The following is a 15,830-nucleotide window of genomic DNA, read 5'->3' on the forward strand; positions in this document are numbered from 1 at the left end:
ACGGTCCAGCCACTACACCACGCCGTACACTACACCGGCCAGCAGGGTTCCGGCAACCAGCCAACCCTCAGGCCGCGTCAGGCCGCTTCAGGCCGCCTCGCAGGTCAGGTCGGACACATCCGGGTCCCGCGCGGGCACGCCGCGGGCCGCGTACTCGTCGTAGAACGCGAGGTACTCCGTGAAAATGCGCTCGACCTCGGCAAAGTCGCGCACCTGATGCAGGCGGGCACGCAGATCGGCCGAATTGGGCAGTCCCTTCACGTACCAGCCCAGGTGCTTGCGGAACTCGAGGGCGGCGCCCACGGCGTCCACCTCATACGACTGCACCATGCGCGCGTGATCCAACGCCACCGCAAAGCGCTCGGCCACCGGCGGTGTCTCCGGCATGGGTTGACCGTCGAACAGCGCACGCGCCTGCCGGAAGATCCACGGCTGGCCGTACGACCCGCGTCCGATCATGATGCCGTCCGCGCCCGTGTGGTCCAGCATGCGTTTGGCATCCTGCGGCGTCTTGATGTCGCCGTTGCCCAGGACCGGGATGTCGAGCGCCTGCGCCACCATGGCGATCTCGTCCCAATTCGCGCTGCCACTGTACATCTGCGTACGGGTACGGGCGTGCAGCGCAAAGACCCGCGCGCCGGCGTCCTGCATGCGGAGGGCGATGCCCACCGGATCGCGCATCTCCTCGTTCCAGCCGCTGCGCGTCTTGACCGTGACGGGCAATGGTGTGGCCTTGGACACGGCGCGGATGATGTCCTCCACCAGGTCCAGATCCTTGAGGCAGCCGGACCCGCCGTTGCGACGCACCACCTTCTTGACCGGGCAACCGAAGTTGATGTCGACGAAGTCCGGTGCGAACAGGTCGGTGACCATGGCGGCCGCGTCAGCCATGGCCTTGGGGTCGGCCCCGAAGATCTGCACGCCGATGGGCCGCTCTTCGGGCGCGAAGCGCAGCTTGCTGATGGTGGCCTGGTTCTCCCGGCGGATGCCTTCTGCCGACAGGAACTCCGTCACGACCACGTCCGCCCCGTGCTGGTGACACAGGCGACGGAACGGGGACTCTGATATCCCGGCCATCGGGGCCAGGTATAAAGGAGTCCGATTGGGGACGGAAAACGGGAACGTCTTGCGGGCCATGGAGTTGAAGCTACCACAGCCGGTTGGGACGGGCAACGCGTGCCGGGCGGGACTGTTTGACTCAGGGCGTCCGTGTGTTACCATACGAGGCTATGGAACTGCGCGAGTTCTTCTCCGAAGACGCTGTCCAGCTTGAGCTGCAAGGCACGAGCAAGGACGAAATTCTCAAGGAACTCATCGGGCTGCTCAAGCTCGATGAGAAGTCCGAGGGCATGCTGTTCAAGATGCTCAAGCGACGCGAAAACCTCGGCTCTACGGGGATCGGTCGTGGCATCGCGATCCCGCATTGCCGGTCGCTGGTCGTCAACCGCCTGCGTGTGGCCTTTGGTCGCAAGCGCGATGGCGTGGACTTCAAGGCCATCGACGACAAGCCGGTCAACTTCTTCTTCCTCATCGTCGCGCCGCCGCTCGAGGTCTCCAACCAGTACCTCCCGGTGCTAGGCAAGATCGCGCAGTTCAGCAAGGAGAGCGATGTGCCGGGACGCTTGCTCGAGTTGAACGACCCGGCGCAGTTCATGGCGTTGCTCGAAGAGAAGCGCGTCTAACGCCAGCACTCCACATTGGTGAGTCGGTACGACGCGGCGTTCACGATCCTACGTGGACGCCGCGTCGAGTATGCGCCGTATCGTTCCCAGTAGTTCACTGGCACTGAATGGCTTGGCGACCAGCGCGAGCTCACGCGCCGCGACCCCGCGCATGACGGCATCGTCGTCCGCGAATCCGCTCATGAAGACCACGCGCATGTCCGGATAACGCTGCTCGACACGCGCTACGAGCTCAGGACCTGACACCTCGGGCATGACGACATCGCTGAGCAGCAGATGTGGTGGCGCGTCCATGGACACGAGCGCGGCCTCGGCCTCGGCGGCACCAGACGCGGACGACACCTGATAGCCGGCCCGTGCCAATAGGGCCACGGTGGCTGAGCGCACGGCCGGATCATCCTCGACCACCAGAATGTGTTCACGCCCGCGCATGGACGCCGCGGGCTGATTGACGCGCGACTCACGCGCAATCGCCTGCGCAGCCACCGGGAAGGTCAGATGAAACGTCGTGCCGGCCCCGGGGGCGCTGGTGACTCGAATGTCGCCGCGGGATCCGGTCACGATGCTGTACACCATGGCCAGACCGAGTCCGGTTCCGCGGTCGCGCGATTTGGTGGTGAAGAACGGCTCGAAGATGCGCGGCAGCACGTCGGCAGCAATGCCCTGCCCACTGTCTGACACGTCGAGTGTCACCCGATCATCGCCGCGTTGACGCGTGGTGAACGTCAGGCGACCGCCCTGCGGCATCGCGTCGCGGGCATTGGCGGCCAGGTTGAGAATGACCTGCTCGAAGCGTTCGGGGGAGAACATCACGGCGGGAAGGTCGGGCGCACCATCGATCTCGACCGTCACCGCATCACCAACCAGTCGGGCCACGAGATGCTCGAGCTCGCGCAGTTCCGCGTTGATGTCGAGCGGTTCTTCCTGCACGACCTGGCGCCGGCTGAACACCAGAATCTGTCGCGTGAGATGCGACGCGCGCTGCGCCGCGGCAAGAATCTCGGAGGCTTCTCGTCGTTCCCCGTCATCCAAGGCCGCGGCATCACGCAACAGCTCGGCATTGGTGGCAATGGCCGACAGATAGTTGTTGAAGTCGTGGGCAATGCCGCCGGCAAATGCGCCGAGCGCTTCGAGCTGCTTCGCCTGCTGCAGTGCTGCGCGAGACTGGTCGAGTGCCACCTCCGCGCGCAGACGATCAGTAACGTCGAGCAGCACGCCCATGGCCAACGTCTGGTCTTGACGTTCCAGTCGTCCGATTTCGAGCTCCATGGTACGTATGTCACCGCGCGCATCAGGTACCTGCCAGGCTCCGGCGCGCAGCGTGCTGGATTCAAGCGGCAAGGGCAGCGCGGCAAACCGATCATGCTCCCCTTCGACAAACAGATCGAGAATGCGTGTGCGTCCCTCCACCTCGACTCGTTCGCCGAAGAAACTGCGCGCCGCATCATTCATCTGCTCGAGTCGTCCGTCGACCAGTCGCCAGATCACGGTGGGCAGGGGACTGGTGGCAAACAGTTGCCGATATCGCGCTTCACTGCGGGCCAGTGCCTGCTCACGGTCCGCAACGGCGTCCGCCATGGCGTTCATTGCGCGGCCAAGCTCTGCAACTTCCGTGACGCCGTGCACCGTGGCGCGACGACCTGACTCGCCTTGCGCGAGTGCCGTCGCTACCGAGGTCACCTCTTCAATGGGGCCCGCAATGCGCGATGCGAACACCAAGGCCAGCGCCGACATGCCGCCGATGAGGAGGAGACCAAGCAGCAGATCCACACGCAACCGCCGCTGCACTTGCGCCAGCGTGGCCGTAACCGGCACACCAACATAGGCCATGGCGGCAAGCGTTCGCATGGGTTGCTGCGCCACGATGCGATTCGTACCATCGAGTGAACGAAGCTCCCAAAGCGTGGAGGGCAGCTTGGGATCGTCCTTGAACGCCGTGGATTCCGCGAAGTTGCGGTCGATCCAGTGTTCGAGATCGAGACTGCGCAGGAACACGCGCCCGTCTGCGCGCAGCACGGTCAGGACCGAATTGGGTGGCAGGTCCCGCATGAATCGCATGGCCGCCATAGAATCCACGCGAAGGCCGGCCCCCACATAACCCAGCAGGGTGTTCGTACCGGCCTCCCGCACCGGCTGCATGAAGGGAATGACCCACTGCGCTCTGGAATCGATAGTCGAGCGCACCGGCTGGCTGATGGTGAACTGCTTCGATTGCTCGACATCGCGAAAGAAGTCCGTGGTCGCAAGCGACGCCGCACGTCGGAACTGCGTGAGTGGCACCAGCGATCCGCGTACGTTGCCCTGCACGTCCGACAGCCAGATGTTGCTGAACCCACTCGAGGCGTCACGAAAGAGCGCGAGGATGAGCGAGTCGCTGCGCGTCGTCTGATCGCGCGGATCGAGAACGCGCGAGGCACCGGCGAGCAGCAGCCGGGCGCGGGTCACGTCGTCATCGAGCAGCTGCGTGGCGCGAATGGCTGCCTGCCTGCCCTGCTCCGCCAGATCACGCCGCTCACGTTGCGCGCGCTCGAAGGCCCGTACCACTGCCAGAACGGCCAGGGGAACAGTGAGGGCCACCGCCAGCAGTGCAAGCTGCCGACGGATGCCGGGGCGAAAGGGGCTCGAGAAGCCAGGCATGCCGCTCGTACGCTAGGGCTTCATGTGGGGAGCGTCCAGAGGGAATTGCAGTCCCGCCCCATTATCCGGTGTCGACCCTGCCCCGTTCTTGGCGGGCGCCCGCCCTGCGCGTGCCTTAGTGGTCTACCACCACACGGCGAATGGGCGCTCGAAGACGCAGCCAGACGCGGGCGCTCTGCAACAGCGCCGCCGCCGCCAGACCAGCCACCAGGCCGATCCAGAGCCCGCGCTCCCGGTAGCCGGTGTGGAAGCCCAGGACATAGCCCAGCGGCACGCCGATGCCCCAGAAGGCCACCATGTGCAGGACAGCCGGAATGCGGGTGTCACCCACGCCACGCAACACTCCACTGGTGACGGCCTGGAGTCCGTCGAAGATCTGGAACCAGCCAGCGAGTGGAATGAGGGCCACCGCCACTGCCACCGTTGCCGACTCGGTGGTGTACCGGGTGGCCAGCCACTCCGGGGCAAGGATGAACACGATCGCGCTGATGCACATGAAGCCCACACCGCACACAATGGCGGCGACGGCATCGCTGCGCGCCGAGGACAGATCGCCGCGGCCGATGGCGCGACCCACCACGGCTGCTGCCGCCCCGCTGATACCAAGGGGCACCATGAACGTCATGGCCGCCATGCTGAGCGCAATCTCGTGGCCTGCGAGGGCCGCCGTGCCCATCCAGCCCATGAACAGGGCCGTGAGCCCGAACGCAAAGCTCTCGAAGAACCACTGCGTTCCGATTGGCGCCCCAATGCGAAGCATGCGCCGCATCGGGGCTGCATCCCACACTGCGGCGCGCCATGGCCTGAGGGTCGGACGGAGCAGCGGCCAGGCCAGCCAGCCGAGCACGATGCACATCACCCACATGGATATGGCCGTGGCGTAGCCCGCACCCTCCACTCCAAGGGCCGGAAATCCCCCACGGCCCTCGATGAGCAGCCAGTTGGCCAAGGCATTGACCAGATTGGCGACCAGTGCCGCAGCAATAATGGGGCGCGTTGGCCCCATGGCCTGCAGCGTCTGGCGAAACACATTGAACACAAAGAACGGCACGGCGCCCAGCAAGCGCCGACGCGCGTAGACGGCCGTTTCGCTCACCACCTCGGGCGGTTGGCGCAGTGAACTCAGCACCCACTCGCCAGGCAACAGCGCGAGCATCACCACCACGGCCACTGCGCTGGCCATGAGGAGACCGCGCTGCACGCCACGCGCCACGGCCTCGGAGTCCCCGGCCCCAACAGCCTGCGCCACCACCGGATCGAGTGCGAAAAGCAGGCCGATGCCGAAGACGCTGACATTGAAGAAATAGAAGTTCCCCAAGGCCACGGCGGCGATGGCCGCGCCGCCGAGGCGACCAACCATGAGCGTATCCACGAGGCCCATGGCCTGGATGCCCACGTTGATGAGCACGATGGGCGCGGCCACCTGCGCCATGTCACGCAGGTCCTGCTGCCACCCGCGCGCGCGTCCCGTCGTGCTCATGGCCTGCCGCGATTCATCGCGATGGTTTCGCCCCGGTGTTCTGCTTCGCGTTCAGCACCAGCTCACGCACCTCACGCAACAGACGCGGTGCGTCATAGGGAATGCCATCCTTGATGGTCCAGGCCACACCGCCACCCGGCCCTGCCGCCGCATCGGCACGCGGCGGATAGAAGACCTTGAGGTCCTCCAGTGGGTTGCCGTTCACGACCACGAGGTCCGCCAGATAGCCCGGGCGAACACGGCCGAGCCGCTGTCCCTCTCCGAGAATCGCGGCGTTGTTGGCGGTGACGTGCTGCAGCACCTTGAGCGGCTGGAATCCCGCTTCCTGATGCAACTCGAGTTCGCGAATGAGACCGAAGCCGTAAATCTGATAGATGAAGCCTGCGTCCTCCCCTGCCCCGATTACTCCGCCAAGTCGCTCGAAGTCACGCACGGCCTGAAACCAGATCCGGTAGTTCTCTTTCCAGTAGGCTTCATCGGTGCTGCTCCAGTTGGCGAAGTACGACCCGTGGTTGGCCGGGTCCGGCTTGAAGAACTTCTCCAACGTTGGATGCAGATACTCGGCGTACCACGGCTGCGTTTCGGCGCGCTGGAGGTCGCGGCTGGCCTCGTAGATGTCGAGGGTGGGGTTCCACGCCACGCCGCCCTTCACCATGGCCTTGAGCACATCCTGCAGGCGCGCCGGATCGGCTTCACGCCAGAGGCGACCCGCCAGACGAAAGCGCATGCCCTCGTCGGCATAGTTGAAGTTGGACGGGAAGTGCTGCACGCCATCGGGAATCGCGGCATCCGGCACACCGTACCAATGCTCGATGGACGTGAGGCCGTGCGCGGCCGCATCCAGCGCATTGGTTTCGTCCACGGCCATGTGATGCGCCACACGCAGGCCCTGCTTGCGCGCTTCGTCGAGCACCGCACCATACACGTCCTTGTCCATGCCAAACAGCTTGAGACCGTCCACACCCTGCGCCTTGAGATCGCGCACGCGCTGCCGCGCGTCGGCCTCGTTCTGCGGTACCGGCATGTAGGCGTAGCGCGCATACACGTAGAAGCGCGGCGCCATGACCTCCCCGTTCAGACTGCGCGCCCTGAGCGCCAGCGTCTTTGGCGTTTCGCTGGACACATCACGCACCGTGGTCACGCCCATGCCCAGCCACAACTTGAACTGATAGTCGAGAGGCTGCGCGATACCGCCGCGCTCGTCCTGCACGTGACCGTGCAGGTTGATGAGGCCCGGCACCACGTACTTGCCGCGCGCGTCGATTTCGACGTCGGCGGGTGGACGGCGCGCCGTCCCGCTTTGCATGGCCACCGGATCGAGACTCACGATCTGCACGATCCGATTGCCTTCAATGATGATGTCCTTGGGCCCCTCGGCCGGGGTGCCGTTGCCTTCCACCACCATGGCGCCGCGAATGGCCAGACGGCGCGGACGGACGCCGTGCGTCGGTGCCGTACCTTGCGCGGCCGTCTGCGCCTCAAGCACACTCGTGAGCGGTCCAGCCACGCTGAGTGCGACGAGCAACGGCAGGACGGACACGCGGCACCAACTCATGCCGACGGATGGGACGCAACGGCGCAGGCTCATCGGATCACTCCCACTCGATGGTGGCGGGGGGCTTGGAGCTGACGTCATACACCACACGATTGACGCCGTCCACTTCGTTGATGATGCGACTGGAGATTCGGCCCAGTACTTCGTGCGGGAAGGCATACCAATCGGCCGTCATGCCGTCGGTGCTCGTCACGGCGCGCAACGCAATCACGTGCTCGTACGTGCGACCATCGCCCATCACGCCAACCGAACGCACGGGGAGAAATACGGCAAACGCCTGCCAGATATCGGGGTACAATCCCGCCGCGCGGATCTCCTCGAGGTAGATGGCATCGGCGCGGCGCAGCATGTCGAGTGCCGCCGGCGTGACTTCACCCAGCACACGAATGGCGAGCCCGGGGCCCGGGAACGGATGACGGCCCACCATTTCCTCGGGCAGCCCCAGCTCGCGTCCCACGTTGCGCACTTCGTCCTTGAACAGTTCACGCAGCGGTTCGATGAGCGCGAACTTCATGTCCTTGGGCAGACCACCGACGTTGTGATGGGTCTTGATGGTGGCCGAGGGACCACCCTTGGCGCTGACCGACTCGATGACATCGGGATAGAGCGTGCCCTGCACCAGAAACGCCGCATCCTTGCCGGCTTCGGCCGATGCGCTTTCGAACACACGAATGAAGTGCTCGCCAATGATCTTGCGCTTGCGCTCGGGCTCGCCCACACCGGCCAGCGCGGAAAGGAAGCGCTCTTCGGCGCGCACCGTGATGAGCCGGATGCCAAGATGCGCGCCCATGGTGCGCTCCACCTGTTCACGCTCATGCAGGCGCAGCAGGCCCGTATCCACGAAGATGCAGGTGAGCTGATCGCCGATGGCCTTGTGCACGAGAGCCGCCGCCACACTGGAGTCCACACCGCCGGACAGACCACAAATCACCTGTCGGTCGCCCACCAGCTCGCGGATGCGCGCGACTTCCTGATCAATGAAATGCCCCGGCGTCCAGTCCGGCGTGCAGTGACATACCGTGAACAGGAAGTTCTCGATGATTTCCGCACCACGTGCGCTGTGGTGCACCTCGGCGTGAAACTGCACCGCATGAATCGGCTTGGTGGCATGACGGAATCCCGCACAGGTGCTGCCGCTATGCGCTGTGGCCACGTAGCCAGGCGGCACCGTCTCCACATGATCGCCGTGGCTCATCCACACGGTGGTCTTTTCGCCCGCGGTGAAGCCCGCAAACATGCCGGCGGCTTCGTCGATCGTGACCTCGGCCCGTCCATATTCCCGGCGGCCGCCCCCGACCACCGCGCCACCCTCGAGATGGGCAATGAGCTGCATGCCGTAGCACACCCCGAGCACGGGCGCGATGTCGAGCAGCTCGCGCGGGACCGTCGGCGCGTCGGCGTCAGTCACGGAACTCGGGCCACCCGAGAGAATGATGCCGGTCGGCTTCCACGCGCGAATCCAGTCGAGAGACTTGGTCGGCGGGTGAATCTCCGAATACACGCGGGCTTCACGGACGCGGCGCGCAATGAGCTGCGTGAACTGTGAGCCGCAGTCGAGAATGAGGATGCGGCTGTCGGTTGCGTGCGCCATCAGGACTTCCACTCCGGTCCGGTGAGCTTGAGGAATTCCACCGCCTTGGTCTCGAGATCGAGAATGGCGCCGGTGGGCGCGCCGTGCAGCCAGCCGCAGCCTTCACCGGGGTTGACCAGCAGCGAATCGCCGCGCGACTTCATCTCGGGGATGTGCGTGAAGCCGTGGACGATGACCTCGTGGCCGTCGATGCTGCGCTGATGCACATCGGCGAGATCGTGAATGAGCAGCACGGACTTGCCGCCCAGATCAAAGCTGTGCGGCGACTCGTACAGCTCGGCAGCGCCGAAGCCGGTGCGCGCCGCGGCCACGAGTGCATCACGGTCGCCGTCGTTGCGGCCAAACACGCCAAGCAACGGCAGTGACAGATCCTGAAACGGTTGCAGCGAAAACGGGGAGCAGTAGTCGCCAGCGTGCATCACCAGCGACACGCCGCCAGCCAGCATCTGCTCCAGCAGGGCCCGCACAGCGGGCACACGGTCGTGCGTGTCGGACAGCAGGCCAATGCGCATCAGACGGATCTCCACTCTGGGGAAAGACGCTCGCGGCGAACGAGGTCGTCGAACGTTTCGCGTGCGCCCACCACCGCGAAGCGCTCACCATCAACGAGCACTTCCACCGGTCGCGGGCGGGTGTTGTAGTTGGATGCCATCGAAAAGGCGTACGCGCCGGCGGTCTGCAGCACGAGCAGATCCCCCGTGCGAACCGCGGGCAGTTCGCGGTCCTTGGCGAAGAAGTCGCCCGATTCGCAGATGGGGCCGACGACGTCAGCCGTGAGGCGTTCCGCAGACTCGTGCACGGCCTCAATGCCATGATAAGCCTGGTACAATGCCGGCCGGATGAGATCACTCATGCCGGCGTCCGTCACCACGAAGTCCTTGCCGGCGGCGTGCTTGCGGTAGAGCACCGTGGTCAGCAGCACACCGGCTTCAGCCACGAGAAATCGACCGGGTTCCAGCAACAGCGTGAGTCCGGTCCCCGCAACCGCGGCGCGAACGGCTGTCGCGTAGTCCGGCAAATCGACCGGCTGCTCACCCGGTGCATACGGAACCGACAGGCCACCGCCCACGTCGATGAATTGCAGCGCGTGCCCCAGGGCGCGAGCCTGCGCCACCGCCTCGAGCAGGCGCGGCAGGGCGTCACGCAGCGGCACGGCATTGCTGATCTGCGAACCCAGGTGCATGCCGAGACCGCGCAGGGTCACATGCGGACGTTCGGCAATCACGCCGAGCAGTCGCGTGACGTCGTCGCGTGGGATGCCGAACTTCTGGCCCTTCTCGCCGGTCTTGATGTACGCGTGTGGCGTATCCACCGTGACTTCAGGATTCACGCGGATGGCAATGGGCGCCACCACACCACGCAGCGCGGCACGCGCGTTGACCACCTCGAGCTCGGCTTCCGACTCGATGTTGATGAGGCGGACGCCGGCAGCCAGCGCCATGTCGATTTCCTCGACGGTCTTGCCAACGCCGCTGAACACGACGTCCGCGCCGCGAAAGCCGGCAGCCAGCGCGCGCTGCAGTTCGCCGCCCGACACGATGTCCACACCCGCACCGAGTTCACGCAACAGTCCGAGCACGGCCAGATTGGAGTTGGCCTTGACCGCAAAGTGGATGTGATGATCCACACCCGCGAAGGCCTCGTCGAGGACCCGATAGCGTGCCCGGATGGTTGAGGCGCTGTATACGTAGGCCGGGGTGCCCTCAGCCGCCGCGATGGCGGGCAGCGGCACCTGCTCCGCGTGCAGCACGCCGTCGCGGCGTACGAAGCCGCTGGCCGTCACCGACGGGGCGCCGTCGGCGGGCGTCAGTACGAGCGCGCCCACACGACCTCGTACTTGGCCGGCTCGCCGGTCACCATGCAGGTGGTGGGAGCGACCGGTGAACGGAACTCCGCATCGGGAATGCAGCGAATGGTGGCCTTGGTTTCTTCCTTGACCCGCGCCTCGACGGCCGGATCACCGTTCCAGCCGGCGTACACAAAGGCGCCCGGTCCTTCCATGACTTCCTTGAACCGCTCGTAGCTGATGGGCTCGCGGATGCTGTTGGCTTCAAGACGGGCACGCGCGGCGGCCAGCATGTCGGCCTGAATCTGCTCGAGCACCACCGGCAGTTCCGTGCGCAGGGTGTCCAGCGCAATCGCGCGCTTCTCGCGCGTGTCGCGCCGCACCAGCATGCCGCTCTGCTGCGCGAGATCACGCGGACCGATTTCCATGCGCAGCGGGATGCCGCGCAGTTCCCAGTGGTAGTACTTGGCGCCTGGCTTGATACCCACGCGGTCGTCCACGTGCACGCGAATGCGCTCGTGGTCCGGACGCTTGAAGCTGCCAAGGTCCTCGGCGATGCGCTTGGCCGCTTCAATGGTGGCCGCACGTTCCTCGTCGGTCTTCCAGATGGGCACGATGACCATCTGGATGGGGGCGAGACGCGGCGGCAGACGCAGCCCCGCATCATCGCCATGTGTCATGACGAGTCCGCCGATCATGCGCGTGGACACGCCCCACGACGTGTTCCACGCATGATCCATCTGGCCGGCCTCGTTCTGGAAGGTCAGATCGAAGGCCTTGGCGAAGTTCTGCCCCAGGTTGTGCGAGGTGCCGGCCTGCAGCGCCTTGTTGTCCTGCATCATCGCTTCGGTGCAGTAGGTGCGCAGCGCGCCCGCGAACTTTTCCGCGTCGGTCTTCTGACCGGTGATCACGGGCATGGCCATGTACTCCTCCATGAACGTGCGGTACACGCCGAGCATGCGACGCGTCTCCTCTTCCGCCTCATCGTGCGTGGCGTGCGCCGTATGGCCCTCCTGCCAGAGGAACTCCATGGTGCGCAGGAAGAGGCGCGTGCGCATTTCCCAGCGCACCACGTTGGCCCACTGATTGTATAGCAGAGGCAGATCGCGGTAGCTCTGCACCCACTTGGCGAACATCGAGTAGATGATGGTCTCCGAGGTGGGGCGCACCACCAGGCGCTCCTCGAGCTGCTTGCCACCGCCGTGTGTCACCACCGCGCATTCGGGCGCGAAGCCCTCCACGTGCTCGGCCTCCTTGGAGAGGAAGCTCTCGGGGATGAACAGCGGGAAGTACGCGTTCACGTGGCCGGTGGCCTTGAACATGTCATCCAGCGCGCGCTGCATGCGCTCCCAGATGCCGTAGCCCAACGGACGAATGACCATGCACCCGCGCACCGGCGAGTAGTCTGCCAGCTCGGCGCGCAGCACCAGTTCGTTGTACCAGTCGCTGAAGTTTTCAGCGCGTGGGGTCAGCTTCTTGTCGTCACTCATGGCTGGACTCGTGAGGCATGGATGCCCAGGCCACGAGGGCCTCGAGCGAGGAAAAAACCAGATCGTCGTGCGCCGAGCGCCGAACCCGCCACGGGGCCTCAGTGGACGACGGGTCAACGATCACGAAGGCGCGGGCATCGGCCTTGCGGCCCGCTTCCAACTGCTTGTCGAGCTTCTGACTGCGCAGCGCATACTCCACCGCGCAGTCGGCGTCGCGCAGCGCCCGTGCAGTTCGCAGCGCGGCGTGTGGTGCGTCGCCGGTATCGGGCGACTGTGCCACCCAGAACGCTGGTGTCGCCGGCGCCGCCTGCAGCAGACCACGACTCCGCAGCAATTCACCAATGACAACATCACCCATGCCAAAGCCAAGGGCTGGGAGATCGGTGCCACCAAGGGACTTGAGCAGGTTGTCGTAGCGCCCACCACCACAAATGGCACGGAACTCACCCACGTTGTCGAAGAGCTCGAAGACAATGCCCGTGTAGTACGCCAGACCACGCACGATGGTGAGATCGAACTGCACCCACGTGGCCACGCCCAGCGCATCGAGATGCGCGAGGTACTGACGGAAACGCTCGACATGCTCCCGTACCGCGGGGGCGTCGCCATACCGTGCCGCCACGGTCGCGAAATCCAGGGTGCCGAAGCCAAGCACCGTGTCCACGATGTTGGCGTCGAGTCCGGCCGCTGCAAGCTTCTCCGCTGAGACCTCGCGCGGCTGCCGCTCGAGTTTGTCGAGTACCGCGTACACGGCCGCCCACGAGGCCTCGCCAATGCCGAGGTGCGTGAGCAGACCGTTCAACAGCCGTCGGTCACTGACACGTGCGCGTACGTCGCGATCGCTCAGACCAAACGCGCGCATGATCTCGATCGCGATGGACACGAGCTCGGCGTCGGCCAGCACGTCGGCTTCGCCCACGATGTCCACGTTCAACTGGAAGTGCTCGCGCAGCCGCCCCTTCTGCGTGCGCTCGTAGCGGAAAAGCTGCGGAATGGCAAACCAGCGCACCGGCTTGCGCAGCGCCTGCGCCTTCGCACCCACCATGCGCGCAAACGTCGGCGTCATTTCCGGACGCATGGCGACGGCGCGCTCACCCTTGTCGGTGAAGTTGTACAGCTGGGTCACGATCTCCTCGCCGCTCTTTTGCGTGTACAGCTCGAGTGGCTCGAGCGGCGGACCATCGTACTCCTGAAACGCATAGCGCCGCACGACGCGGCGCCAGGTATCGAAGATGTGGGCTCGTTCGGCGAACTGGTCTGGATAGAAGTCGCGAAATCCCGGGAGCGGCTTTTGTGACATCCCGGAAAGTTACCGAGCTACCGGAGGCACCTGCAACCGTTCCATGGCATCGCCCACCGTGTGGAAGGAGCCCGTCACCAACACGGTCGCCGCCTCGGCACGAGCCTCGGCCAGCGCGCTCGAAAAGTCATCCACGCGTGTCACGGGCAGACGCTCGGCCTCGGCCCATGCCGCCACCTCGTGCAGGTCCCAGCAGCGACTGACCGGTGCCGTGGGCGCCATCGTGACAACGATGCGTTCCGCCACGCGTGATACGGCCTGCAGGATGCCCCGCCAGTCCTTGTCGCGCAGGACGCAGACAACCGCCGTCACCGGGTGCGGCACGCCCACGGCCAGCAGATTGTTGACCACCGTGGCCGCCCCGTCCGCATTGTGCGCCACGTCAAACAGCCAGGGGGGCGCGTGGTGGAAGCGACCAGCCAGCCGTACGCCACGAAGGGCTTCCTGCGGATGCTCGGCCAGCTCTGCCCACGGCGATCCGGCGCTGCGCAGCATGGCCAGTGCCACGGCGCAGTTATGGGCCTGGAACTGCCCCACCAATGGCGTGAGCAGCTCACGGGATTGGCCGTTCATCGTCAGCGTGAAGCGCGTGCCCACCGACTCCACACTCACCTGCTCCACCTGCCAGTCACGGCCCGTCACCAGGATCGGTGTACTGCTGGCCGATTCGGCGTGCGCTTGCAGCGCCGCACGAATGGCGGGGTCCGTTTCGCCGATCACCGCCGCGCAACCGGCCTTGTAGATACCCGCCTTCTCGCTGGCGATGGCTTCGAGTGTATCGCCCAGAAACTCGAGATGATCGAAGCCGATCTGTGTCACGCCCGCCGCAACGGGATGCACGAGATTGGTCGCGTCCAGTCGCCCGCCAAGCCCCACCTCCACGACGGCCACCTCGACGCCGGCCTGCGCAAAGTAGTGCAAGGCCATGGCCGTGGTCGCCTCAAAGAACGTGGCGCCCAATTCCGCCACCAGTGGCTCATGGGTCTCGAGCCAGCGCGTGACCTCGGCATGCGCAATGGGCACACCGGCCACCATGATGCGCTCACTGAAGTCGACCAGATGCGGGGAGGTGTACTTGCCAACGCGACGTCCGCTGTGGCGCAGGATGGCGTCGAGTGTGGCTACGGTGCTCCCCTTGCCATTGGTGCCGGCGACATGGAACACCGGATACTGGCGCTGGGGATTGCCGAGTGCCTCGAGCAGGGCGGCCATGCGCTCGAGGCCGAGGCGCCAGGCACCACCGGTGCGCGAAAACAAGCGTCGGAGTGCGGCATGGTAGGCCGACTCCGACGCGCGACTGCCGGCCTCCTCCAAGGGAGGCGGTGCCAGCGGATGGCTCAGGGGATCACCCAAGGCCGCTCGGTCAGGTTTCCTGCTGGGAATACCCCGCTGCAGCGGCCGGCTTGCCCGTCATGTGGCGAAGCAGGCGCGAGAGCGTGCCCTTGAGTTCCTTGCGGTGCACCACACGATCCACCATGCCCTTCTCGAGCAGAAACTCTGCCGTCTGGAAGCCTTCGGGCAGGTCCTGTCCAAGCGTCTGCTTGATGACGCGCGGACCGGCAAAACCAATCACGGCGCCCGGTTCGGCAATGATGGCGTCACCCAGCATCGCGAAGCTCGCACTTACGCCACCAGTGGTGGGGTTGGTGAGCACCGAGATGTAGGGGATGCGCCGCTCGGCGAGCTGCGAAAGCACGGCCGAGGTCTTGGCCATCTGCATGAGCGACAGAATGCCCTCCTGCATGCGCGCACCGCCCGAAGCCGACACCACCACGAGTGGGTGCTTCTTCTCCAGCGAACGCTGACCGAGGCGGGCAATCTTCTCACCCACTACCGAGCCCATGGAGCCGCCCATGAAGGCGAAATCCATGATACCGATGCCCACGGGCATGCCTTCGAGCTGACCGGTGACAGTGAGAATCGCGTCCGTGTCGCCAGCGTTGGTCAACGCCTTCTTGAGGCGACTCGGATAGTCCGGGAATCCGAGTGGGTCGACCGAGCGCAGTTCGCCACCGACTTCGAGCATCGTGCCCTCGTCGAGGAGGAACGACGCGTAGTCGAACGCCCTGAGCCGGCGATGGTAGTCGCACGCCGGGCAGACGTTGAGATTGCGCAGGAACTTGTCACGGATATCCGTGTGATCGCAGGCCTCGCACTTCTCCCAGGTATCCCGTGGGATTTCGAGCCGCTCGCGGAGCGGCTGGCGGGGCTTCTTTTCCTTCCGGAACCAGGCCATAGACCGTGAAAGATCGAAAGACGTCGGTCGGAAGGCTAGGCCTTGCGTCCCGGCTTCTCAGTACTTGGGACGG

The 15,830-nt window shown here is 65.4% G+C and carries 12 protein-coding genes; 1 reads left to right on the forward strand and 11 read right to left on the reverse strand.

Annotated elements, in window-relative coordinates; all coding sequences use genetic code 11:
- Window positions 1-87: 87 nt before the first annotated feature.
- The gene (gene dusB / locus B2747_RS19715; RefSeq protein ID WP_343125933.1) at window positions 88-1,221 is read right to left on the reverse strand and encodes a tRNA dihydrouridine synthase DusB; all 1,134 of its coding nucleotides are present in this window, start codon (window positions 1,219-1,221) and stop codon (window positions 88-90) included.
- 8 nt (window positions 1,222-1,229) lie between these two features.
- Here dusB and B2747_RS19720 point away from each other — a divergent pair, with 8 nt between their 5' ends.
- Window positions 1,230-1,682 carry a PTS sugar transporter subunit IIA gene (locus tag B2747_RS19720; protein WP_291165119.1) on the forward strand — a complete coding sequence of 151 codons (453 nt, stop codon included), beginning with the start codon at window positions 1,230-1,232 and terminating at the stop codon, window positions 1,680-1,682.
- Between the two features lie 48 nt (window positions 1,683-1,730).
- Here the strand turns inward: B2747_RS19720 and B2747_RS19725 are convergent, their stop codons facing one another.
- From B2747_RS19725 to accD, 10 genes are all read right to left on the reverse strand, one after another.
- Complete coding sequence (locus tag B2747_RS19725) at window positions 1,731-4,319, reverse strand: ATP-binding protein (RefSeq protein WP_291165122.1); 2,589 nt, start codon at window positions 4,317-4,319, stop codon at window positions 1,731-1,733.
- Window positions 4,320-4,434: 115 nt separating this feature from the next.
- Window positions 4,435-5,799 carry an MATE family efflux transporter gene (locus B2747_RS19730; RefSeq protein ID WP_291165124.1) on the reverse strand — a complete coding sequence of 455 codons (1,365 nt, stop codon included), beginning with the start codon at window positions 5,797-5,799 and terminating at the stop codon, window positions 4,435-4,437.
- A gap of 13 nt (window positions 5,800-5,812) precedes the next feature.
- Entirely contained in the window at window positions 5,813-7,339 is a 1,527-nt protein-coding gene (locus B2747_RS19735; protein ID WP_291165127.1) for an amidohydrolase family protein, read from the reverse strand.
- Between the two features lie 52 nt (window positions 7,340-7,391).
- Window positions 7,392-8,945 carry a glutamine-hydrolyzing GMP synthase gene (guaA, locus tag B2747_RS19740; protein ID WP_291165130.1) on the reverse strand — a complete coding sequence of 518 codons (1,554 nt, stop codon included), beginning with the start codon at window positions 8,943-8,945 and terminating at the stop codon, window positions 7,392-7,394.
- A complete protein-coding gene (locus tag B2747_RS19745) occupies window positions 8,945-9,457 on the reverse strand; it encodes a metallophosphoesterase family protein (RefSeq protein WP_291165133.1) in 513 nt (170 codons plus the stop codon). Before B2747_RS19745 ends, guaA begins: the two co-directional genes overlap by 1 nt.
- Entirely contained in the window at window positions 9,457-10,770 is a 1,314-nt protein-coding gene (gene lysA / locus B2747_RS19750; protein WP_291165135.1) for a diaminopimelate decarboxylase, read from the reverse strand. The genes B2747_RS19745 and lysA overlap by 1 nt, the downstream gene beginning before the upstream one ends.
- Window positions 10,752-12,221, reverse strand: a complete 1,470-nt coding sequence (gene proS, locus B2747_RS19755; protein ID WP_291165138.1) for a proline--tRNA ligase — start codon at window positions 12,219-12,221, stop codon at window positions 10,752-10,754. The genes lysA and proS overlap by 19 nt, the downstream gene beginning before the upstream one ends.
- A complete protein-coding gene (gene hisS / locus B2747_RS19760) occupies window positions 12,214-13,521 on the reverse strand; it encodes a histidine--tRNA ligase (RefSeq protein ID WP_291165141.1) in 1,308 nt (435 codons plus the stop codon). Before hisS ends, proS begins: the two co-directional genes overlap by 8 nt.
- Window positions 13,522-13,530: 9 nt before the next feature.
- Window positions 13,531-14,778 carry a bifunctional folylpolyglutamate synthase/dihydrofolate synthase gene (locus tag B2747_RS19765; RefSeq protein ID WP_291165145.1) on the reverse strand — a complete coding sequence of 416 codons (1,248 nt, stop codon included), beginning with the start codon at window positions 14,776-14,778 and terminating at the stop codon, window positions 13,531-13,533.
- 106 nt (window positions 14,779-14,884) lie between these two features.
- Window positions 14,885-15,757: an acetyl-CoA carboxylase, carboxyltransferase subunit beta gene (gene accD, locus B2747_RS19770; RefSeq protein WP_291165148.1), complete on the reverse strand. Its 873-nt coding sequence runs from the start codon at window positions 15,755-15,757 to the stop codon at window positions 14,885-14,887.
- Window positions 15,758-15,830: the final 73 nt, after the last annotated feature.

It is taken from the genome of Gemmatimonas sp. UBA7669, from assembly GCF_002483225.1.
GTDB lineage: Bacteria > Gemmatimonadota > Gemmatimonadetes > Gemmatimonadales > Gemmatimonadaceae > Gemmatimonas.

What these genes read in the sequence shown, in the direction of transcription:
- B2747_RS19725 (WP_291165122.1), bottom strand. Translation starts at nt 4,319, where the DNA reads ATGCCTGGCTTCTCGAGCCCCTTTCGCCCCGGCATCCGTCGGCAGCTT.
- B2747_RS19720 (WP_291165119.1), top strand. Translation starts at nt 1,230, where the DNA reads ATGGAACTGCGCGAGTTCTTCTCCGAAGACGCTGTCCAGCTTGAGCTG.
- accD (WP_291165148.1), bottom strand. Translation starts at nt 15,757, where the DNA reads ATGGCCTGGTTCCGGAAGGAAAAGAAGCCCCGCCAGCCGCTCCGCGAG.
- hisS (WP_291165141.1), bottom strand. Translation starts at nt 13,521, where the DNA reads ATGTCACAAAAGCCGCTCCCGGGATTTCGCGACTTCTATCCAGACCAG.
- guaA (WP_291165130.1), bottom strand. Translation starts at nt 8,945, where the DNA reads ATGGCGCACGCAACCGACAGCCGCATCCTCATTCTCGACTGCGGCTCA.
- dusB (WP_343125933.1), bottom strand. Translation starts at nt 1,221, where the DNA reads ATGGTAACACACGGACGCCCTGAGTCAAACAGTCCCGCCCGGCACGCG.
- B2747_RS19730 (WP_291165124.1), bottom strand. Translation starts at nt 5,799, where the DNA reads ATGAGCACGACGGGACGCGCGCGCGGGTGGCAGCAGGACCTGCGTGAC.
- proS (WP_291165138.1), bottom strand. Translation starts at nt 12,221, where the DNA reads ATGAGTGACGACAAGAAGCTGACCCCACGCGCTGAAAACTTCAGCGAC.
- B2747_RS19745 (WP_291165133.1), bottom strand. Translation starts at nt 9,457, where the DNA reads ATGCGCATTGGCCTGCTGTCCGACACGCACGACCGTGTGCCCGCTGTG.